Source organism: Bacillus mexicanus, assembly GCF_050445615.1.
Classification (GTDB): domain Bacteria; phylum Bacillota; class Bacilli; order Bacillales; family Bacillaceae; genus Bacillus; species Bacillus mexicanus.
Map to the genome: position 1 here is coordinate 79,004 of NZ_JBCEYV010000004.1, position 20,590 is coordinate 99,593.

General features: G+C 44.3%; 23 protein-coding genes, 2 pseudogenes and 1 other annotated feature. Of the genes and pseudogenes, 18 read left to right on the forward strand and 7 right to left on the reverse strand.

The features are described from left to right. Nucleotides 1-46: 46 nt before the first annotated feature. Nucleotides 47-295: a binding site (T-box leader), on the forward strand. 93 nt (nt 296-388) lie between these two features. The 6 genes from AAGG74_RS19735 (at nt 389) to AAGG74_RS19760 (ending at nt 4,940) form a co-directional block, all read left to right on the forward strand. Continuing rightward, nucleotides 389-550, forward strand: a complete 162-nt coding sequence (locus AAGG74_RS19735) for a tryptophan RNA-binding attenuation protein (RefSeq protein WP_162103095.1) — start codon at nt 389-391, stop codon at nt 548-550. A 19-nt stretch (nt 551-569) separates the two neighbouring features. After that, on the forward strand, nt 570-1,508 hold the full coding sequence (locus AAGG74_RS19740; protein WP_429676913.1) for a DMT family transporter: 939 nt from the start codon (nt 570-572) through the stop codon (nt 1,506-1,508). A gap of 94 nt (nt 1,509-1,602) precedes the next feature. After that, on the forward strand, nt 1,603-2,283 hold the full coding sequence (locus AAGG74_RS19745; protein ID WP_429677135.1) for a response regulator transcription factor: 681 nt from the start codon (nt 1,603-1,605) through the stop codon (nt 2,281-2,283). A gap of 1 nt (nt 2,284) precedes the next feature. Further along, nucleotides 2,285-3,220, forward strand: coding sequence for a HAMP domain-containing histidine kinase (locus AAGG74_RS19750; RefSeq protein WP_429676914.1), 936 nt, complete (start codon nt 2,285-2,287; stop codon nt 3,218-3,220). Nucleotides 3,221-3,314: 94 nt separating this feature from the next. Continuing rightward, nucleotides 3,315-4,235, forward strand: a complete 921-nt coding sequence (locus AAGG74_RS19755) for an ABC transporter ATP-binding protein (RefSeq protein ID WP_429676915.1) — start codon at nt 3,315-3,317, stop codon at nt 4,233-4,235. Between the two features lie 18 nt (nt 4,236-4,253). Beyond that, nucleotides 4,254-4,940, forward strand: coding sequence for an ABC transporter permease (locus AAGG74_RS19760; protein ID WP_429677136.1), 687 nt, complete (start codon nt 4,254-4,256; stop codon nt 4,938-4,940). On the opposite strand, the pseudogene AAGG74_RS19765 reads toward AAGG74_RS19760, so the two are convergent. Together AAGG74_RS19765 and AAGG74_RS19770 are read right to left on the reverse strand one after the other, a co-directional pair. Then, a pseudogene (locus tag AAGG74_RS19765) lies at nt 4,904-5,025 on the reverse strand (hypothetical protein); the annotation flags it as partial. The gene AAGG74_RS19760 and the pseudogene AAGG74_RS19765 overlap by 37 nt on opposite strands. Next, nucleotides 4,985-5,371 carry a YndM family protein gene (locus AAGG74_RS19770; RefSeq protein ID WP_162103091.1) on the reverse strand — a complete coding sequence of 129 codons (387 nt, stop codon included), beginning with the start codon at nt 5,369-5,371 and terminating at the stop codon, nt 4,985-4,987. The pseudogene AAGG74_RS19765 and the gene AAGG74_RS19770, both read right to left, overlap by 41 nt. Nucleotides 5,372-5,805: 434 nt before the next feature. On the opposite strand from AAGG74_RS19770, the gene cwlJ reads away from it, so the two are divergent. From cwlJ to tatC, 6 genes are all read left to right on the forward strand, one after another. Beyond that, nucleotides 5,806-6,234: a cell wall hydrolase CwlJ gene (gene cwlJ / locus AAGG74_RS19775; protein WP_162103090.1), complete on the forward strand. Its 429-nt coding sequence runs from the start codon at nt 5,806-5,808 to the stop codon at nt 6,232-6,234. A 107-nt stretch (nt 6,235-6,341) separates the two neighbouring features. Further along, nucleotides 6,342-7,073 (forward strand): vWA domain-containing protein, encoded by a 732-nt coding sequence (locus AAGG74_RS19780; RefSeq protein ID WP_429676916.1) that lies wholly within the window; start codon nt 6,342-6,344, stop codon nt 7,071-7,073. A gap of 88 nt (nt 7,074-7,161) precedes the next feature. Next, nucleotides 7,162-7,329: a hypothetical protein gene (locus AAGG74_RS19785; RefSeq protein ID WP_162103088.1), complete on the forward strand. Its 168-nt coding sequence runs from the start codon at nt 7,162-7,164 to the stop codon at nt 7,327-7,329. A gap of 18 nt (nt 7,330-7,347) precedes the next feature. Continuing rightward, nucleotides 7,348-9,099, forward strand: coding sequence for an alkaline phosphatase PhoD (gene phoD, locus AAGG74_RS19790; RefSeq protein WP_162103087.1), 1,752 nt, complete (start codon nt 7,348-7,350; stop codon nt 9,097-9,099). 12 nt (nt 9,100-9,111) lie between these two features. Further along, complete coding sequence (gene tatAD, locus AAGG74_RS19795; protein WP_003223835.1) at nt 9,112-9,324, forward strand: sec-independent protein translocase protein TatAD; 213 nt, start codon at nt 9,112-9,114, stop codon at nt 9,322-9,324. A 58-nt stretch (nt 9,325-9,382) separates the two neighbouring features. Continuing rightward, nucleotides 9,383-10,108, forward strand: a complete 726-nt coding sequence (gene tatC / locus AAGG74_RS19800; RefSeq protein WP_429676917.1) for a twin-arginine translocase subunit TatC — start codon at nt 9,383-9,385, stop codon at nt 10,106-10,108. On the opposite strand, the gene pcp is transcribed toward tatC, so the two are convergent. Then, complete coding sequence (pcp, locus tag AAGG74_RS19805; protein WP_429676918.1) at nt 10,105-10,752, reverse strand: pyroglutamyl-peptidase I; 648 nt, start codon at nt 10,750-10,752, stop codon at nt 10,105-10,107. The genes tatC and pcp overlap by 4 nt on opposite strands. A gap of 78 nt (nt 10,753-10,830) precedes the next feature. Here pcp and AAGG74_RS19810 point away from each other — a divergent pair, with 78 nt between their 5' ends. Next, nucleotides 10,831-11,940 (forward strand): aminotransferase class V-fold PLP-dependent enzyme, encoded by a 1,110-nt coding sequence (locus AAGG74_RS19810; protein WP_429676919.1) that lies wholly within the window; start codon nt 10,831-10,833, stop codon nt 11,938-11,940. A 43-nt stretch (nt 11,941-11,983) separates the two neighbouring features. Here the strand turns inward: AAGG74_RS19810 and lmr(B) are convergent, their stop codons facing one another. After that, nucleotides 11,984-13,420, reverse strand: coding sequence for a lincomycin efflux MFS transporter Lmr(B) (gene lmr(B), locus AAGG74_RS19815; protein WP_162103083.1), 1,437 nt, complete (start codon nt 13,418-13,420; stop codon nt 11,984-11,986). A gap of 49 nt (nt 13,421-13,469) precedes the next feature. Beyond that, nucleotides 13,470-14,036, reverse strand: coding sequence for a transcriptional regulator LmrA (lmrA, locus tag AAGG74_RS19820; RefSeq protein WP_162103082.1), 567 nt, complete (start codon nt 14,034-14,036; stop codon nt 13,470-13,472). A gap of 212 nt (nt 14,037-14,248) precedes the next feature. On the opposite strand from lmrA, the gene AAGG74_RS19825 reads away from it, so the two are divergent. The 4 genes from AAGG74_RS19825 to AAGG74_RS19840 all read left to right on the forward strand — a co-directional run bounded on the left by AAGG74_RS19825 (nt 14,249) and on the right by AAGG74_RS19840 (nt 17,695). Next, entirely contained in the window at nt 14,249-15,382 is a 1,134-nt protein-coding gene (locus tag AAGG74_RS19825; protein WP_429676920.1) for a type II asparaginase, read from the forward strand. Between the two features lie 144 nt (nt 15,383-15,526). Further along, a complete protein-coding gene (gene estA / locus AAGG74_RS19830) occupies nt 15,527-16,165 on the forward strand; it encodes a lipase EstA (RefSeq protein WP_429676921.1) in 639 nt (212 codons plus the stop codon). 247 nt (nt 16,166-16,412) lie between these two features. Next, entirely contained in the window at nt 16,413-17,489 is a 1,077-nt protein-coding gene (locus tag AAGG74_RS19835) for a helix-turn-helix domain-containing protein (protein ID WP_429676922.1), read from the forward strand. 44 nt (nt 17,490-17,533) lie between these two features. Then, complete coding sequence (locus AAGG74_RS19840) at nt 17,534-17,695, forward strand: hypothetical protein (RefSeq protein WP_429676923.1); 162 nt, start codon at nt 17,534-17,536, stop codon at nt 17,693-17,695. A 39-nt stretch (nt 17,696-17,734) separates the two neighbouring features. On the opposite strand, the gene AAGG74_RS19845 is transcribed toward AAGG74_RS19840, so the two are convergent. Both AAGG74_RS19845 and AAGG74_RS19850 read right to left on the reverse strand, forming a co-directional pair. After that, entirely contained in the window at nt 17,735-18,799 is a 1,065-nt protein-coding gene (locus AAGG74_RS19845) for a DUF5105 domain-containing protein (protein WP_162103078.1), read from the reverse strand. A gap of 35 nt (nt 18,800-18,834) precedes the next feature. Beyond that, nucleotides 18,835-18,912: pseudogene (locus AAGG74_RS19850) on the reverse strand (hypothetical protein); the annotation flags it as partial. 205 nt (nt 18,913-19,117) lie between these two features. Between AAGG74_RS19850 and AAGG74_RS19855 the strand changes: the two are divergent. Next, nucleotides 19,118-20,533: a YcdB/YcdC domain-containing protein gene (locus AAGG74_RS19855; protein ID WP_429677137.1), complete on the forward strand. Its 1,416-nt coding sequence runs from the start codon at nt 19,118-19,120 to the stop codon at nt 20,531-20,533. Nucleotides 20,534-20,590 lie beyond the last annotated feature (57 nt).

Below are 20,590 nucleotides of genomic sequence, written 5' to 3' on the forward strand. Positions count from 1 at the left end.
CAAAAAATAATCAGAGTATTATAAACTCTACAAATAATAGAACGAATCAACAATTGTGAGGAAGAGTAAGTACGCATCAGTTTGTGAGGTTCAGAGAGTCGGTGGCAGGTGTGAACCGATCCTCCTATGATGCCGAATGGGCTTCTGAATTGCTTTGCTGAACGGATAGTAGGCGATGCCGGGATTCTCTCCCCGTTACCAAGAGAGGAGTATCGAAACGGATTTTTTCTGTACTGAGAGTGAACGGCTGTATAGCTGTTAATAAAGGTGGTACCGCGAGACCCTCGTCCTTTGCATAGGACGGGGGTTTTTGTGTTTCTTAAAGGAGGTGACATCCAATGGATGATGGCTGGTGGTGCATAACAGATCAATAGAAAGGAGGATTCAAATGGTCATAGCAACTGATGATCTCGAGGTAGAATGCCCTAGATGTGAAAGAGCGGGAGAAATTGAAGGCAGTCCATGCCGGGCTTGCGGCGGGAAGGGCGTCATTTTGACTGCTCAGGGAAATACACTTCTGGATTTTATACAAAAGCATTTGAATAAGTAAAGGAGAAAAGCGAGCTGAGATGAGAACAGAAGAGAAGAGTAAGGTTCGTGAGGCCGCATTAGGTACAATTTTTTTGCTGATCGGAACGGTTTGTTTTGCGTCAAAGTCTATTTGGATTAAATGGGCATTTGAAATGGGTGCTGATCCAGACGCGGTGTTGTTATACAGACAGCTGTTTGCTGTTCCGCTGTTTTGGCTGATTTTTTTGATATACCGCCCTCCAATGCTAGACGGTATGAAAAAAGGAGATCGATGGCGGGCGTGTGTTGCGGGTATGTTTTGTTTTTTTCTTTCTCCCTTGCTTGATTTTATCGGGCTGAATCATGTATCCGCAATGGTCGAGCGTATTTTGCTGATGAGCTGTCCGGTATTTGTCATCGTATTTACCATGTGTCGCGGCCAAAAAATGGTTTCCATTCAAAATATTTTTACAGTGCTGGCGGTCATATTCGGTCTTTTCTTTGCGCTTGGCGGCTGGGATACTGAGCTCTTTCGGACGAATTTGATTGGATCAGCATTCATTTTATTATCCTCAGCCGTCTATGCTGGTTACCTTGTCCTTTCCGGGCGGCTCGTCCATCAAATTGGAGGCATTCGTCTTAATGCATACGGGATGACAGCTGCCGGAGCGGCCATGATACTTTATATTGGCATTAAATTGACGGTTGGTATGAATATACCAATAGCAGCATATCCACTTGCTGTCTACGGATTGTTTCTATTAATCGCAGTCGTCACCACTGTAATTCCATTTGTGCTGATGCTTGAGGGCATAAAACGAATAGGATCACAGCGAGCTGCCATTATTTCAATGGCAGGACCTGTCCTGACGATTTTCTATGGAGCTTTATTTCTCGGTGAACGGCTTAAACTTATTCAAGCTATCGGATGCGCAGCCGTATTTTTTATCATAACGGGCATGGAATACAGAAAACTGAAAATAGGACAAAATGATTAAATTTTGTAAAACACACACGTTTTTCAATTACAATAAGTGTAATCACGTGTGTGTTTTGATTTTATAAAGGTTAGGTGAGAAGATGCAGCGCATATTGCTTGTGGAGGACGATCAATCCATCAGTGAAATGGTGGACCATTATTTAACAAAAGAAGGCTTTGAGATAGTGCACGCTTTCGACGGGGAAGAGGGCGTTCGGTTGTTTCATCAGGGTTCATACGATTTGATTCTTCTTGATATCATGCTTCCGAAGCTTAACGGCATGGATTTTCTGAAAATCGTTAGGGAAAAAAGCAACGTTCCCATATTGATGATTTCAGCAAAAGACGGAGACGTGGACAAGGCGTTGGGACTGGGGTTTGGGGCGGATGATTATATCGCCAAACCGTTTTCGATGATTGAGCTGACAGCCAGGGTGAAAGCCGCGATACGGCGGGCGACGCAATATTCGGCGGAGGAACCGGCAGAGAATAAGATATTCCAAATTCATCAGCTTACGATAGATAGAGACAATGTTTCAGTGGTGAAAAATGGGAAGGCGCTTCAGTTAACGTCAACAGAATGGCAGCTTCTATGCCTATTTGCGGAAAACCCTAAAAAAGTGTTTACGAAAGAACAAATTTACAGTTCCGTCTGGAATGACGAGTACTTTGACGATCAAAACATTATTAACGTACATATGCGGCGGCTCAGAGAAAAAATTGAAGATGATCCCTCGGCACCTCAATATATTAAAACATTATGGGGCATCGGTTATAAATTAGGAGAGTTTTAGCATGACAGTGTTATGGGTAGCCATTTTTATCGTTCTGGCGTGTCTGAATGTGATTCAATTCATGGTGAAAAAGAAGCGGGACAGGAACCTGACATACACGGCAGATCAGCTTGGAACCATGTTCAATCAGGGTTCAGCAGGGCGAATTTTACTTCATACAGATGACCAAGCGCTCAAAAACTTGCTTGTTAACATTAATCTTTTTGTTGAGAATCGCAAGCAGATCAGCGCTCAGTTTGCAAAAACCGAGCAATCCATGAAGCGGATGCTGACCAATATGTCGCACGACCTGAAAACGCCGTTAACGGTGATTCTCGGTTATATCGAAACCATTCAAAGCGATTCGAACATGCCGCAAAAGGAGCGAGAAAGATTACTGGAGAAACTGCGCCAGAAAACAAATGAGCTCATTCAGATGATCAATTCTTTTTTTGATCTGGCAAAATTGGAATCTGAAGATAAAGACATTCCAATCACCAAAATACATATAAACGACATATGCAAACGAAATATCCTGCACTATTATGACACTGCTCAATCAAAAGGCTTTCAAGCTGACATCGATATCCCTGATACCCCGGTGTATGTACAAGCGAATGAAGAAGCCTTGAACAGAATCTTGCAAAACCTATTATCCAATGCGATTCAATACGGCGCGGCCGGCAAGTTTATCGGCATGACGCTGTCGTATGACGAGACGACCGTTTCTATTACTGTATGGGACCGCGGAAAAGGGATCAGCGAAACCGACCAGCAGCGTGTGTTTGAGAGGCTGTACACACTTGAAGAGTCCAGAAATAAAGCCTTCCAAGGAAGCGGCCTCGGGTTAACGATCACGAAACGGCTTACAGAAAAAATGGGAGGCTCTATATCCGTTCAAAGTAAGCCGTACGACCGGACTGCGTTTACGATTACATTGAAACGAATGACTTATTAACAAACGTAAGAATTTCTTAAGATTTGAGAAATAAAAATGACAGGACCCGCCGCTACAATAGACAACAGGCAAAGAGAGGGAAGGAGAAACAAAGTTGACTTATATCGTACAAACAAACGGACTGACCAAAACGTATCAAGGCAAAGAGGTTGTCTCCAATGTCAGCATGCATATTAAAAAGGGCGAGATCTACGGCTTTCTCGGCCCGAACGGTGCGGGGAAAACAACCATTATGAAAATGTTGACGAGCCTTGTCAAACCGACAAGCGGTGAAATCAGCATCCTAGGGAATAAGCTCACCCATACATCATACGAGGTGCTGGGGAACATCGGAAGCATGATTGAATATCCGATTTTTTATGAAAACTTAACTGCTGCAGAAAATTTAGACCTGCATTGTGAATACATGGGATACCATAATAAAAACGCTATTCAAGAAGTGCTGGATATGGTGAATTTAAAACAGATTGACAAGAAACCCGTCAAAACATTTTCGCTCGGTATGAAGCAGCGCCTAGGAATAGCGCGAGCCATCCTCACGAAGCCGGACTTGCTTATTTTAGATGAGCCGGTGAATGGTCTTGATCCTCTTGGTATCAAAAAGATCAGGCAATTGTTCCAAGTGCTGAGTAAAGAGTACGGCATGACGCTGCTGATATCAAGCCACTTGCTGAGTGAAATCGAACAAATTGCAGACACGATCGGGGTTATTCGAGACGGCAGACTGCTTGAAGAGGTTTCAATGGAGGATGTCAGAGGCCAAAACACTGAATACATCGAGCTTGTCACGCCAAATCAGACAAGAGCCTGCTTTGTGCTGGAGAAAGAGCTGCGATTAACCAACTTTAAAATCTTAAATGAGAATACGATTCGGATTTATGAGGCGGCCTCTCAGTCTGCCATTTCCAAAGCGCTGATTTTAAATGATGTAGACATTGAATCAATGAACAAAAAGTATACGTCGCTGGAGGATTATTTTATCAGCTTAATCAACGGCAATGGCATCGGTGCTTAAAGGGGGAGAAAAACGTTGATGAATTTGATCAGAATCGAATTAAAAAAAATGAAGATGGGCTGGTATGTCAGAGGTGCCCTTCTGGCCAACCTGATCATTATAGGGTTTTTATGGCTGATTAGTTATTCTGAAAAAGCAGATGGCGAGGTGTCGTTCCAAAGTACGGAAGAAGCGTTTCTTATTATCGGCACCTTGGTCAGAGCTGTATTTATCGTTTTTGGTGCAGTGCTGATTTCTAAACTGGTGATTTCAGAATATAAAAACAGAACCATTCTTGTGATGTTCACGTACCCGATCAGCCGGAAAAAGCTGCTCGCTGCTAAGCTCATGATTGCGAGCGGGCTGACATTTATCACAATTTTATTATCAAATGTTCTCATAGCCATCGGTTTCTTTGTAATGAACTCAATCTACCATTTCATACCGGGAGAGCTGACTTCTGAAATTATATCTCAGCAGACGGTAAAAATGGCGGTTTTCGCTTTTGGCGCCGCTGGCACGAGTTTAGTTCCCATCTATTTTGGGATGCGTAAATACTCGGTACCGGCAACCATCATTTCGTCTGTAGTCATTGTAATGCTCATCAGTTCAACAAGCCCGGGTTTCTCCATTTCATCTGTTGTTTATATCCCGTTATCTTTGGCAGCTTTCGGTTTGTTTTTTTCCTGCATGGCAATCAGGAACGCAGACAAGCAGGATGCGTAAATAAAGCAGAAAAGACCGATGCACCCAGCACCGGCCTTTTTCTGCTATGAATCTGTTCTTGTTTCAAAGTAATGCTTCTTGCCAATCTCTTTGCTCATCATATAAAAGTGGAAACAATATTCACCGATGGCCATGGCGATTGCTCCGAATAAAGCCGCCGATGCAACTTCACCGCCAGTCATCCCCATAGAAAGCGGCATGCCCATCAGCCAAATGACGAGAAAGGCCAGACCGAAATCAGCTAAAGTCGCAATCATATTATTCCATCTCGGCAATACGTAGAGGTCGCCCAGCAAATATGAAATAACCCCTAACACAATTGTGATTAAGAGCGTGTCACCAAATGTGAAACCAAAGCCCAAACCAAGCACTAGATACAACACAATAATCGTCATAATACCTTTAATCGCGAGCGCTTTCACATGTGTCATCCAAAGCTCCTCCTCCTGTATTTTGATTGGTTATTTGTATGATTCCTCAAATGCAGAAAGATAAACCTAAATTGTGTTTTTAGAGTCTGTTATTCAAATCGCAGAGACAGCCCGCAGAACAAAAGGGCATATCTAACACCGGAAGCTATTTCTCTTTCGATAAGCGCCGTCTGCTTTCAATAAAAGTGGCGTCGTCGTTTGCCTGGCATATGTCCGGCTAAGGAGCATTTTTTCTGCCTGACGGATGGCTAAAAATGAAGCAGATGGCACGCCGCTATTACGTAGAGAATATAGGTTCCAAGCAATGATGCCATCTTTGTTTCTAGGCTTTGTCGCAAATCCGAATGAATAAATTTAAAAACTTCTCCTGTCCCTCCGTCATCACTTTTGAAGTAATGAAATATGATGAAAGGAGATCAAGGGGAGGTGACGTGATGGCGGTCGTGAGAGCAACGAGTGCGGATGTTGATTTGATGGCAAGGCTGCTCAGAGCGGAAGCGGAAGGCGAAGGCAAGCAGGGGATGCTGCTTGTCGGCAACGTGGGAGTGAATCGGCTGCGGGCGAATTGCTCGGACTTTAAAGGCCTCCGCACCATCAGGCAGATGATTTATCAGCCGCATGCGTTTGAGGCGGTTACTCATGGATATTTTTATCAAAGGGCCCGCGATAGCGAGCGAAGTCTGGCGCGCCGGTCGATAAACGGGGAAAGGGTCTGGCCTGCAAAATTTAGTTTGTGGTATTTCAGGCCGGCCGGAAACTGCCCGGCTACGTGGTATGATCAGCCGTTTGTGGCCAGATTCAAGTCGCACTGCTTTTATCAGCCGACAGGGGAAACGTGTGAAAATGTATATAACACATTTTAGAGACAGGACGCCGTTCAAATTGAACGGTGTTTTTCTTTGCCAAGAGATGGGACGGAAAATATTTCTGTGAGATAATCAAATAAAAAAGTGCTGATGGAGATGACAGAATGGCAACAATTGACCTGCAAAAGAAAAGTGTAAAGATCGTCCTGGAAAAAAAGCAATTAACGAAGGTGGTGGCTCGTGTCGGACTTGTGCTTGATATTACCGGTTCGATGAGAACGCTCTATAAAAACGGGACGGTTCAAAACGTGGTGGAGCGGATTTTGGCAGTGGCTGATCAGTTTGATGATGACGGCCTGCTGGATATATGGGTGTATGATAACGAATTTTCTCGATTAAAGCCAGTGTCTGAAAAAGACTTTTTAGGCTATGTTGATCGTGAAATTTTAAATAATGACCGCTTGCATAAATTCGGCAGAAATGATGAGCCGCCGGTTATGAAAGATGTGTTGCGCAAATATGTTGCAGAGGAACCGAGTCCATATCCGGCTTTCGTCGTTTTTATTAATGACGGAGGCTGCAAAAAATCGATCAAACCGATCATTGAAGCTTCCTCTGATAAACCGGTGTTCTGGCAGTTTGTCGGCGTTGGAAATGGAAACTTTGATTTTCTCAACAAACTGGATACGTTAGAGGGACGTGTCGTTGATAACACGAGTTTCCTGCATATCGAAGAGATTGACAGTATTTCTGATGATGAGCTTTATGACGCTTTGCTTACTGAATTTCCATTTTGGCTGAAAGAAGCAAAGGAAAAAGGGATTGTAAGAGAACAAAAGCCTTCTGCTGAAAAGCCGAAAAAGAAGAGCTTTTTCAGCCGCTTGTTTTCGAAATAACTGATAAGGCACTGAGTCATTTTGAGAAATGGCTCGGTGTTTTTGTTTTTTTAAGATCATGTGAAGAAAATTAGTCCGAACGGTCGGCTTGCAAACGACAGATTATGCAGAAAACGCGCCATTCAGCCAGCTTTCGGCACGTTTCAGCGGCCGGATTGTGAGGGAAGACCTGTTTCTGATGTTCAACGCTTACAATCGGTTCACACTTCTTCACAGTCCTTTAACAATGGTCTTCTATAATGGAGACGATCAATGAGAAGAGAGGGGATCTTGAATGGCAAACGACAGCCGTTTTGATGAATGGGTACAGAAACTGAAAGAGGAAAGCTTTCGAAACAATACGTTTGACCGCCGCAAATTTATTCAAGGAGCGGGGAAGATAGCAGGACTTTCCCTTGGATTGGCCATTGCTCAGTCAGTTGGTGCATTTGAAGTAAATGCCGCGCCAAAGTTCTCGAGCTATCCGTTTACATTAGGGGTTGCGTCTGGAGATCCGCTTTCTGACAGTGTTGTGCTGTGGACGCGTTTGGCTCCAGATCCGCTGAACGGCGGGGGAATGCCGAATCAGGCGATGCCTGTCAAATGGGAGGTCGCAAAGGATGAGCATTTCCGCAAGATTGTGAGAAAAGGCACTGAAATGGCCAAACCGAATCTCGCTCACTCTGTTCACGTGGAAGCGGACGGGCTTGAGCCGAACAAAGTGTACTATTACCGTTTTAAAACCGGACATGAACTAAGCCCTGTCGGAAAAACAAAAACGCTGCCTGCCCCTGGCGCCAATGTGCCGCAAATGACCTTTGCGTTTGCTTCCTGCCAGCAATATGAGCATGGATTTTATACGGCCTACAAGCATATGGCGAAGGAAAAGCTTGATCTTGTCTTTCATCTCGGTGATTACATATATGAATACGGCCCAAATGAATATGTATCAAAAACAGGAAATGTCCGCACCCATAGCAGTGCGGAAATCTATACGCTGCAAGACTATCGGAACCGCCATGCCCAATACCGTTCTGACGCCAATTTAAAAGCTGCCCATGCGGCATTCCCCTGGGTTGTGACATGGGATGACCATGAAGTTGAAAACAACTATGCCGATAAAATACCGGAAAAAGGACAGTCGGCTGAATCGTTTGTGCTTCGCCGCGCGGCTGCGTATCAGGCGTACTATGAGCATATGCCGCTCCGAATCTCCTCTCTGCCGAATGGTCCGGATATGCAGCTATACAGGCACTTTACGTACGGGAACTTGGCGTCCTTCAATGTGCTTGATACTCGCCAGTACAGGGATGACCAAGCCAATAACGACGGCAATAAGCCGCCTTCTGATGAATCGCGCGACCCGAAACGAACCCTGTTAGGAAAAGAACAGGAGCAGTGGCTCTTCAACAATTTAAGCAGTTCAACAGCCCACTGGAATGTGCTGCCGCAGCAGATTTTCTTTGCAAAGTGGAATTTTGGGACAAGTGCAAGCCCGATATACAGTATGGATTCGTGGGATGGCTACCCGGCTCAGCGTGAGCGGGTCATCAATTTTATTAAAAGTAAAAATCTGAATAACGTTGTCGTGTTGACAGGAGATGTACACGCAAACTGGGCATCTAATCTTCACGTTGACTTTGAGAAGACAAGCTCAAACATTTTTGGGGTGGAATTTGTCGGAACCTCGATCACCTCTGGAGGAAACGGCGCGGATAAACGGGCGGACACAGACAAAATTTTAAAGGAAAACCCGCATATCAAGTTCTTTAATGACTATCGCGGATATGTCCGCTGCACAGTGACGCCTCATCAGTGGAAAGCTGATTATCGAGTCGTGCCATATGTGACAGAACCGGGAGCGGCTATTTCAACACGAGCTTCATTTATTTACCAGAAAGAACAAACCGGGTTGAGAAAGGTGTCATCAACAACAATCCAAGGAGGGGTAAAGCAATCCGATGAGGTCGAAGAGGATCGTTTCTTTGCGCACAACAAAGCTCACGAAAAACAAATGATGAAGAAACGGGCGAAAATTACAAATTAAGGAGTGGAAAATATGTTTTCAAACATTGGAATACCGGGCTTAATTCTGATTTTCGTCATCGCCCTTATTATTTTTGGCCCTTCAAAACTTCCGGAAATCGGGCGTGCCGCCGGACGGACACTGCTGGAATTTAAAAGCGCCACAAAATCACTTGTGTCTGGTGATGAAAAAGAAGAAAAATCAGCTGAGCTGACAGCGGTAAAGCAGGACAAAAACGCGGGCTGAGTTCTGATGAGGCAGACACCGAGTCTGCCTCTTTTTAATGAAAGGAGGGCTTTTTTGAATGGATAAAAAAGAAACCCATCTGATCGGGCATCTTGAAGAGCTTCGCCGCCGGATTATCGTAACGCTCGCAGTATTTTTTCTATTTCTCATCACGGCTTTTTTATTTGTGCAGGACATTTATGACTGGCTGATCAGAGACTTGGACGGAAAGCTGGCTGTGCTTGGGCCGAGTGAAATCCTCTGGGTGTATATGATGCTTTCCGGTATTTGTGCCATTGCGGCTTCCATCCCTGTTGCCGCGTACCAGCTATGGCGTTTCGTTACGCCGGCGCTGACGAAAACGGAGCGCAAGGTGACGCTCATGTACATACCCGGTTTATTTGCATTGTTTTTAGCGGGTATTTCCTTCGGATACTTTGTTTTGTTTCCGATCGTGCTCAGCTTTTTGACTCATTTGTCTTCCGGCCATTTCGAAACAATGTTTACAGCTGACCGCTATTTCAGGTTTATGGTCAATTTGAGCCTTCCGTTCGGCTTTCTGTTTGAAATGCCTCTAGTGGTGATGTTTTTAACAAGGCTGGGCATTTTGAATCCCTACAGACTGGCCAAATCGAGAAAGCTGTCCTATTTTTTGCTGGTCGTCGTGTCTGTATTAATGACACCGCCTGATTTCATTTCCGATTTTCTAGTCATGATCCCGCTGGTTGTCCTGTTTGAAGTAAGTGTCGCCCTATCGGCATTTGTCTATAAAAAAAGAATGACAAGCGAAACGGCGGCCGCTTAGTGTAGCGTACCGCCCGGTGACTTCACATCTTTATCATATTGTGCGGCCGTCACAGCGGCGATCCTCAATGCCTGGACAATCGTGTCTAAGCTGAGGCTCGGCGCTGCTTTATCAATGGTTTGCTCCGGAATGTAAGGAATATGAATAAACCCGCCGCGAATGTGAGGAGACGTCTGGCGAATATGATCCATTAAGCCGTAGAACAAATAGTTGCATACAAATGTGCCCGCTGTATAAGAGACAGCGGCTGGTATGCCGTTTTCCTGCATGATCGCGGCCATTCTTTTCACGGGCAGTCCTGTCCAGTAAGCGGCGGGTCCTCGTGGAGAAATCTCTTCATCAATCGGCCGATGTCCTTCGTTATCGGGGATGCGAGCGTCTGCAAGGTTGATGGCCACCCGTTCAGGAGTGATTTGCATCCGCCCGCCGGCTTGGCCGACACAAATCACGATATCCGGCTGATGCTTTTGAATGGCTTGCCGCAGCGTGTCCAGAGCGGTCCTGAAAACGGTCGGAATTTGTTCTGCTGTGATGATTGCTTCATCTGTTTCCAAGCCATTCAGCCGTTTCGCCGCTTCCCACGATGGATTGATGGTTTCTTTCTCAAAAGGGTCAAAGCCTGTGATCAGCACTTTTTTTCTCATCTTCTCATCTCCTTTTCCTATTATTCTATTGTTTATTTTTGGATTTTTCATCAAAATAATGAAAAGGAGTGAATCACAATGGAGCATTTGCCGCAGCGGTATCGCCAGCTGTTTCCAACCTTGCAGACGCATACGATGCTTGCCAGCTGTTCTCAGAGCGCGTTGGCAGAGCCTGTATCACGGGCGGTGAAAGACTACCATGACAGCCTGCTGCATAGGGGGTCAAACTGGAACGAAGCGATTAAAGAAACAGAGAGTGCGAGAAACGAATTTGCAAAGCTGATAGGGGCTGAATCGGATGAGATTGCGATTGTGCCGTCAGTTTCTGATGCGCTGGTTTCCATCGCATCGTCTTTATCTGTATGTAGAAAGAAGCATGCGGTGTATACGGAGATGGATTTTCCGGCGGTGTCTCATATTTGGCAGTCACAATCTGATTATGCTGTATCCGTCATTCCATCAATAGATGGCGCGCTGCCGTTCGAGCAGTATGACACACATATTACGGAAGAAACAGCGCTGACGTGTGTTCCGCACGTTCATTATCGGGATGGTTTTGTTCAAGATATAAAAACGATCGCTGAGATTTCTCGGAGAAAGGGTTCTTTTTTATTTGTTGATGCCTATCAATCAGCGGGGCATATTCCAATTGACGTAAAGGCTTGGGGTGTAGATATGCTGGCGGCAGGTACGCGGAAATATTTGCTTGGCATACCGGGAACGGCGTTTCTTTATGTGAGAAAGGAGCTGGCAGACGAACTGAAGCCGAAAACATCTGCTTGGTTCGGCAGGGAAAATGGGATGCACGCGGCATATGCCGAAGGCGCGAGGCGTTTTCAAACAGGCACGCCTGCTTTTATTAGCGTATATGCAGCGGCAGCGGCTTTATCATTGCTGAATCATATTGGGGTATCTCGTATACGGGATCATGTGAAGACGATTTGTGCCGAAGCAAGTCAATTTGCTGCTGAAAAAGGCCTACGATTAGCAGCACCTGTGGGTGAGCAGCCGGGCATGGTTGCGATCCGTGATGAGCGGGCATCGGAAACGGCGGAATTGCTGAGAAAGAAAAAAGTGATTTGCGCGCCGCGGGACAATATCATCCGATTGGCTCCTCACTTTTATAATACGAAGGAGGATTTGCGTTATGCGATTGAGGAAATCGCAGCGGCTGCGATCCGGACGTAAACATACAAAAGCCCCTAAACACAAGGTTAGGGGCTTTTTCATATTAATGATCAACTTTCACCCGCTTCAAGAAGAAAGCGGCAATTAAACCGATGAGCGCGACAATCATTGCAAACACAAACGCGTGCTGAACGCCCGCTGTTAAAGCCTGCGGGATGACTGACGGGTCGGCGGGATTTTTGGCTGTTTTCATATAATCATGCTGGCCTGCAGCCATAATGCTGACCGCAACCGCTGTACCGATAGCGCCAGCCATTTGCTGCAGCGTGTTCATGATAGCGGTGCCGTCTGGGTAAAACTCTCGCGGCAGCTGGTTTAAACCGTTTGTCTGCGCAGGCATCATAATCATAGAGATCCCGATCATCAAGCAGGTGTGCAGGATGATAATCAGCACAGCCGTTGAAGCAGTCGTGACGTTTGAGAAGAGCCAAAGGACAACAGTGACAATCAAAAATCCCGGAATGACAAGCCATTTTGGGCCGTATTTATCGAAGAGTCGACCGGTAACAGGGGACATTAATCCGTTTAAAATACCGCCTGGCAAGAGAATAAGGCCAGAAGCAAATGCCGTCAGGACTAAGCCGCCTTGCAGATACATTGGCAGAAGCAGCATAGATGACAGGATGACCATCATACAAATGAATACCATAATCACACCCAAAATAAACATCGGGTACCTGAACGCACGGAGGTTCATCATTGGCTGCTTCATCGTCAGCTGGCGGATTGAAAATAGGATAAGGCCGACAACACCGACAATCAGTGAGATGATTACAGTCGGGCCTGACCATCCGCCGGAGCCTTCACCCGCGTTGCTGAATCCGAATACAATGCCGCCGAAGCCAATCGTCGACAGAATAATAGATAATACATCAATTTTCGGTTTTGTAATGTCTGATACATTTTGCATGTATGCCATACCGAAAACAAGCGCCAGCACAAGGAACGGAAGAGAAATCCAAAAAATCCAGTGCCAGTTGAGATGCTCCAGAACCAATCCGGAGAATGTCGGGCCGATAGCGGGCGCAAACATGATGACAAGCCCGATTGTTCCCATTGCCGCGCCCCGTTTATGAGGCGGAAAAATCACCAAAATCGTGTTAAACATCAGCGGGAGTAAAAGACCTGTTCCGAGTGCCTGAACGATTCTCGCCGCCAATAAAAATGGGAAGCTTGGCGCAAGCGCCGCAATCAAGGTGCCTAAAATCGAAAAAATAAGTGACACAGTAAAAAGCTGTCTTGTTGTGAACCACTGCAATAGCAGTCCTGATACAGGAACGAGGATACCGAGTACAAGCAGGTAGCCCGTTGTTAACCATTGAACGGTTGCTGCTGTTATGTTCAATTCCTTCATCAGGTCGGTTAAGGCGATGTTCAGCGCTGTTTCACTAAACATGCCGATAAAACCGGCCAACAGCAAGGAAATCATAATCGGCATCACTCTGTATTGCTGAGATGCTTTAGTAGCTGCTGTTTCCAAAAATCATTTCCCCTCTCAATCAACTGAATGTAATATACGCGTCTTATTTTTATCTTTTCAGCAGGTCAGGAATGCAGCTGGAGATATGCAGGAGCGGTGTGCTGTTTTTTGCCGTCAAAGATAAAAGGATACCGCCCTCAATCACGGCATTAATCACAGTGCTGGCTTCCTTAGCATGGCTCTCACTGCAGCCTGTCTGCACAAGCTTTTCCTCGTAAACAGAGGCCCACTCTTTGTAGGCTTCATGGCATGCTTCACGCAACGGTTCGCTTTTCAAGGACGTCTCAGCCGCGAGCAAGCCGACTGGCAAGCCTTCAATGTCTTCTGGACAAGAAAACTGGCAGGAGAGCTCCTTCAAAAAGGCTTGAATGCCTTCCGCTGGATCGGTGTAGGCTTCCATGCAGTCCGCGATTTGCTGGCGGATATATTCCTTCATCTCACTCACTGCTTCGATCGCCAGCTGTTCTTTACCGCCGGGAAAATGGTAGTAAAGAGAGCCTTTAGGCGCGCCGCTTTCCTTTATAATCTGGTTCAGCCCCGTGCCGTAATATCCCTGCAGCTGAAAAAGCCGGGTAGCTGCGGACAGGATTTTCTCACGGGAATCTCCATAACTCATAACATTCCCACCTTACTGAATTGCAATCAAAAATATAGTGACTGGTCTATTATCTTGATTTACTTATTTATTGTCAAGAGAAATTCAGTGAATAAAAAGACAAAAAAAGAAGAGTATTACAAAAAAACTTAAAGAAAAATTAATATATATTTTGACAGAATAAACAAAATATTTAATAATTAAACATTATAAGGATGTTAGGAGAGAAATAAATGAAAAAACAACGATGTCTCATATTCACTCTTTTTATCGCACTATTATTTGCTTTTACTGGATGCGCACAATCTCCTGAAACAAAAGAATCTCCGAAAGAAAAACCGCAAACACAAAAAGTTTCTTCGGCTTCCGCCTCTGGAAAAAAGGACTTGCCAAACATTAAAATTTTAGCGACAGGAGGCACGATTGCCGGCGCTAATAAATCAAAAACTTCAACCACTGAATATAAAGCAGGTGTCGTCGGCATTGAATCACTGATTGAGGCCGTTCCGGAAATGAAGGACATTGCGAACGTCACCGGCGAGCAGGTTGTCAACGTAGGGAGCACAAATATTGATAATAAAATCTTGCTGAAGCTGGCGAAACGCATCAACAAATTGCTCGCTTCAGATGATGTAGACGGGGTCGTCGTGACCCACGGAACTGATACATTGGAAGAAACAGCTTACTTTTTGAACCTCACTGTGAAAAGCGATAAACCGGTTGTTGTTGTCGGTTCGATGAGACCTTCCACAGCCATCAGCGCTGACGGGCCTTCTAACCTGTACAATGCGGTTAAAGTAGCAGGCACACCTGAGGCTAAAGGAAAAGGGGCACTCGTCGTTCTTAACGACCGAATTGCTTCAGCACGTTATGTCTCAAAAACAAACACAACCACAACGGATACATTTAAAGCAGAGGAAATGGGTTACATCGGAACGATTGCTGATGAAATTTATTTTAATAATGTAATGACCCGCAAGCATACGAAGGACACGGATTTCTCCGTTTCTGATCTTGATCAGCTGCCCCAAGTAGACATTGTCTATGGATACCAAAATGAAGGAAGCTATCTGTTTGACGCTGCTGTGGAAGCCGGAGCAAAAGGGATTGTCTACGCTGGTACAGGAAACGGATCTTTATCTGATACATCCGAAAAAGGAGCAGTCAGCGCCGTCAAAAAAGGTGTCACTGTTGTGCGTTCATCCCGTACGGGAAATGGAGTCGTAACACCAAACCAAGAGTATGCGAAAAAAGACCTTCTGGCATCGAACTCTTTAAACCCGCAAAAAGCACGAATATTACTGATGCTGGCGCTCACAAAAACAGATGATCCGCAAAAGATCCAAACTTATTTCAATGAATATTAAAGAAAAGAAGGCGAATAGGCCTTCTTTTTTTTCGGTATTTTTAGGACCGAAAGTCTCTCTGAAGTAAGGTAAAAATACCATTTACTTAATGAATTTGGAAATGTAATATAATTGAAGAATTTGTTACAAAAAAAGGAGGAAACTATGACATTTGTAAAAAGTAAGTTCATTGCACTTGTAACAATTTTGACGCTGTCTGTTACATCGCTGTTTGCCTTGCAACCGTCAGCAAAAGCCGCTGAACATAATCCAGTCGTGATGGTTCACGGTATGGGAGGAGCTTCATTTAATTTTGTGGAAATTAAGAGATATCTCGTATCGCAGGGCTGGTCGCGGGACGAGCTTTATGCGGTAGATTTTTGGGACAAGACAGGCACAAATTCAAACAATGGCCCTGTATTATCACGTTTCGTGCAAAAGGTCTTGGATGAGACTGGTGCGAAAAAAGTGGATATTGTCGCTCACAGCATGGGGGGCGCGAACACACTTTATTACATAAAAAAACTGGATGGCGGAAATAAAATTGAAAACGTTGTAACGCTTGGCGGAGCGAACCGTTTGGTGTCAAACAGAGCGCTGCCGGGAACAGATCCGAATCAAAAGATTTTATACACGTCTATTTACAGTTCAGCAGACATGATTGTAATGAACTATATGTCTAACTTGAGAGGGGCAAAAAATGTTCAAATCCATGGTGTTGGTCATATCAGCCTTCTGTACAGCAGCCAAGTCAAAAGCTTGGTTAAAGAAGGACTGAACGGCGGGGGCAAAAATACAAACTAATGAGATATATAACCTTGAAGAAGAGGATTCTTCAAGGTTATTCCGCTTTCAGCCCAGTCTAAAAGAAGAGTTTAAAGCGATAATAGAAAACAAGACTTAAATCAAAAAATAATGAAAAAACCTTAGGTGAATCGGCATAATAAACCAGTTTCTCATATTGCCAAATTCTTTTTTGGCTCGAAACCAAGCCCTCGGAAGTTATTTTTGTTAAAATAGAAAAGTTACAACAGAATTCGGAGGGTTTATTGTGGGAAAAGTGAAACGAAATGCCCCTTGCCCATGCGGCAGCGGCAAGAAATATAAAAAATGCTGCGGAAGTAAAGTGGTCGACTTCCCGACAGAACTAGCGGCAAAAGAAGCAAAACAAATTCAGGAAGACTTAGTGGAGTATGCCTTCACAGCACATAGAGAAAGCATTTCTGGCTTTATCAACCAGCATGATTTTCTTTCTGCTATGGACAGACAGACGAAAGACATTAGCGTATTTAATTTAGGAGTCTGGGGAATCTTCTTCCACCCGCTTGCTGGTGAAAAGACAATCTTCGAAGACTACCTTCAGAAAAAAGGCGATTCGATCACTCGTCCGAAAACGCGTGAGATCGTAGAATCATGGAAGAGCATAACGCCTGCTTTATTGCTTTTGCAAGACCTGAAAGAAGGTCTCATTCACTTTGAAGATGTCATTACGACAAAACAATTCGAAGTAGAAATGGATGCCAATAATCAAGACCTCCCGCCTGTGGGAAGCCTAATTCTCGGATATCCAATCCATGAAGCGGAAAAAGCAGAATTCTTCATGCAGTTCACAATCTTCCCGGTGAAGAGAACAGAAGAGCTGATCAGCAAGGTGAAGAAATATGCGGATGCTGCTGAGAAGAACGGCAAAACGCCGGAGGACTTCATGAAGCAGGAATTCAACAACGTTATATTCGCACTGTTAGCTGAGAATAATGAAGAGCCAAAGGCAGAAGCAGCAGAAGAATACAGTGTTGAGTGGGCAAACGACTTGGAGAAAGAAACCGCTGCGGCTATCGAAAAAGGCATGAGCGGAGATGAGTATCCTAGCGAATTGATCCCGGCTGTTATTGATATCTGGAAAACCTTTTGCGAGAAAAAATCACCTATCATCAGAAAGCCGGAAGCTTTCGCAGCGGCAGTTGAATATTATGTGAATGCGATTTCTCTAAACGGCGTCTCCGTTTCGCAAGCCAAGCTGGCGAAAAAATACGGTGTCAGCGCATCAACGATTTCCAGCCGATACAAAGAAATTGAAAGCACCCTGCAAGATGAAGCGGATCGTTTTGCACAAGCACTATCCTCATAATGAAAAAAACCTTGAAAAGCCGGACTTTTCAAGGTTTTTTATTTTTGAAAAAGAAGGAAAAAGAAAAAGGATATCTAATACAGAAAGTGAATCAGCCTATTTTTATTTATATTGAGAAGGAACAATGGAGTAAAACGAAGCTGGAAACCTTTAATATAGAACTGACCGAAGATGAAGCGAATTTCATCAGCGAGATTTTTGCATAAAAAAGGAAATAGCCTGCAAGGCTATTTCCTTTTGGAGTGTTATTCTTTGATGAAGGCTTTCACTAATTTTGCCGCTCTGTAATCGTCCATATCAAGCTTCCATTGGTCGATGTTATTTTTCTTCATTTTCACTTCAACTGTTTCTTCAGATGAAGCCGGTCCGAGTTTTTTAAATTCCTCAGGGTATACTTGAAGAGCGTATTTTACAGCATCTTCATAGCTGGCGCCAGCGTTCTTGCTGTAGTAGTCTTTCACTCTGTCCTCGATGCGGTCTGAGAGTGAAGAGGCATCTACAGGTTTAATGGTGGCTTCAACAATTGCTTCGTCTTTAGAGATCGAGGTTGTTTTTGCCTGAATGGAGGAGTTTTTGCTTAATCCTTCCTTAATGCCGTTCACGATATTATCAATCGCTTTGCTGTCTGCATATGTGCTTGAAAGGCCTGAGGCTGAGAGATAGCCATCTTTTGCTGACTTATTGAAATTATTCACCATTTCGTTTTTGTTATCACCGGTGATTTTTTCGAAATCAGCGTTGTCTTTACCGAAAAGAAGGATATCGACATAAGCGGATAGTGCTTTAGCTGAGTTTTGCAGCTGATCTGCTGTCGCAAGGAGTTTTTTGTCCTTTCCATCAATATTGAAAGTAATTGATTTCGCCTTTTTATCGCCGTAATATTCCGGCGTATAGTTAAGCTCGTATTTCTTGCCTTTATCCACAACGTAGAATAAGCTTCCTTCTACGGATTTATCAGTGCTTATCGTACTGCTGCGCAGCTTTTCGTTATAGTCTTCAGGGGCTGTTTCAGACATTTTTGTATCACCTTGATACAACGTAAAGTTCATATTGTCTACATTCAGAGGTTCTTTTCCTGTGTTTTTCACAGCGACATTGACTTTTAACACAAGCTGGTCGTCTGTAGTTGATTTATCATATTTGGACGGCAGTGTATAAGAGACATCTTTAATTTTGACTTGCGCTATATCTGAGCTTTTTTCTGTTTCTGAATTATTCTTCTCCGCGCTTGTTTTGCTTCCTGAACAAGCAGCTGTAAACATCATTAGCAGAAGAATTAGGAAAACAGTATACGTTTTTTTCTGAAACATTCATTTTTCCTCCTCAAATGGTTTAGGAAAGGGAGAGTCTTTTGTCTTTGAGAAATAGATCTTTTTAAATGGATTAGCCTCATATAACCAAAAAAATCAGTTCTTTTCTCACGGATTTATTGGAAGCTCCGCCCTTCTTTTTCATAAATGGACCTATAAAAAGTTACAACGGAATTAATTTTAAGATTATTAGCTTTTATATGAAATAGGTTCATCAACCTATTTTTGGGGAGAAATGTTCTGGTAAAACTGGTAAACTCAGAAATTTGTGTAATTTAGACTATTACTTTTTGATTAGTCGGGAGGGATATAAGAATGATGAAAGGGGACGTTTTGGTGAAGAAAGAGAAATGGAAGCAGAAAGCATTGGAAATCGGCCGGGTGCCAATGCACTTTAAATTGGAAATTGAAGACTATAGTGATGAGCAGAAAAGAGTGCATTTTTGTTGGGTAGATCCTGAGGATGAACAAATCGGCATTACTGTTGATCTTGGAACGGACGGGCGGCTTAAATCCCTCTCCCGTGATATGGAGTCTGAAAACGGAGAAAAGCTGTCTGAGGAACGGTTGGAGGATATCATGCGCCAATTTGTCGAGACTCATTATCCTGAAGCACTCTCTGCCTTTGTTCGCGAAGAACAAGACGATACATTCGACGATAAAGTGAGATTTTCATATGTTCAAATGGAGCATGGCCTTCCTCTCCCTATGAGCGGGTTTATGGTTGATATTTCCTTGTCCGGTGAGATCATATCCTTTGACTATTACGGCAAAGCGAGCAGCATAATCAATCCAAAGCGGGTCGCGGATCATGAAGAAGCACTTGCCTTCATCAAGAAGGACGTAGAGTTTGAGCTTTTGTTTGAGGTTCTTCATCATTCTGTATACAAAAGCGGGGATGATCAGCCGCATTTGGTGTATGAGCCTGATTGCAGGGCCATTGCTGTACCTGCGGATTTGGTACAAGAAGAAAAGGAATGTGATGAGGACGATGACAAGGAGCGGGAAAGCTTTCCTCTCCCATTATTCGAAGGCATTCACGAACAGGCCGATCTTGGCAGCATGATTGGCCTCGAAAAAGGGTTTGTCAAAGAGCGGGAAACAGATTTGGGAGATGGGAGAATCGGGACCGTGTGGCGAAACCCGGATGATCCTATCTATCAGCCGGAGGATAAAAGCTTGGACAGCTGGTTTAAAGGACGGATTCATCAAGTGCTGAAAACCATTTATCACAAAGAAACCGGAAAACTCGAAGGCGTCATGTCATTTATGGAGAAAAAAGGGCCGCTGACAGTAACTGTAGCAGAGTGCGAAAAAAGGGCGCTTCGCTTTCTATTTGCTTTATTTCCGAAGGCCGACCAATATTTTAAGATTACATATGACGAACCTGATGAAGAAGAAAGCCCGATCGCTGGTTTTACATTTAAAGCGCATTGTCACGGAATTCCGCTTCGATTTGGACAGATCAGAATCTGTGTCAGCCGCCAGACAGGATATATTACCGTTTATATGGCGCCGGATATTGACCCGGAGGAGCTGGAGGCCATTCATCCGAAGCCGGCCATTTCAGCAGAACAAGCGAAGTCTATCTTTTGGCAACATTTTAAAGTTGAGCTTGGCTGGGAGAGAGAATACAATGATGGTGAAGAATACAGCTACAGGCTCGTCTATAAGCCGGTGTTTCCTCGTTTTATCGAAGCCCATATAGGGGAACCTGTTTTCAGTTCATGGTAAAACAGTAAGTCGCACCAATGGCGCAGTTGTAAAGGGCGGGTGTGATGAAAATAATAG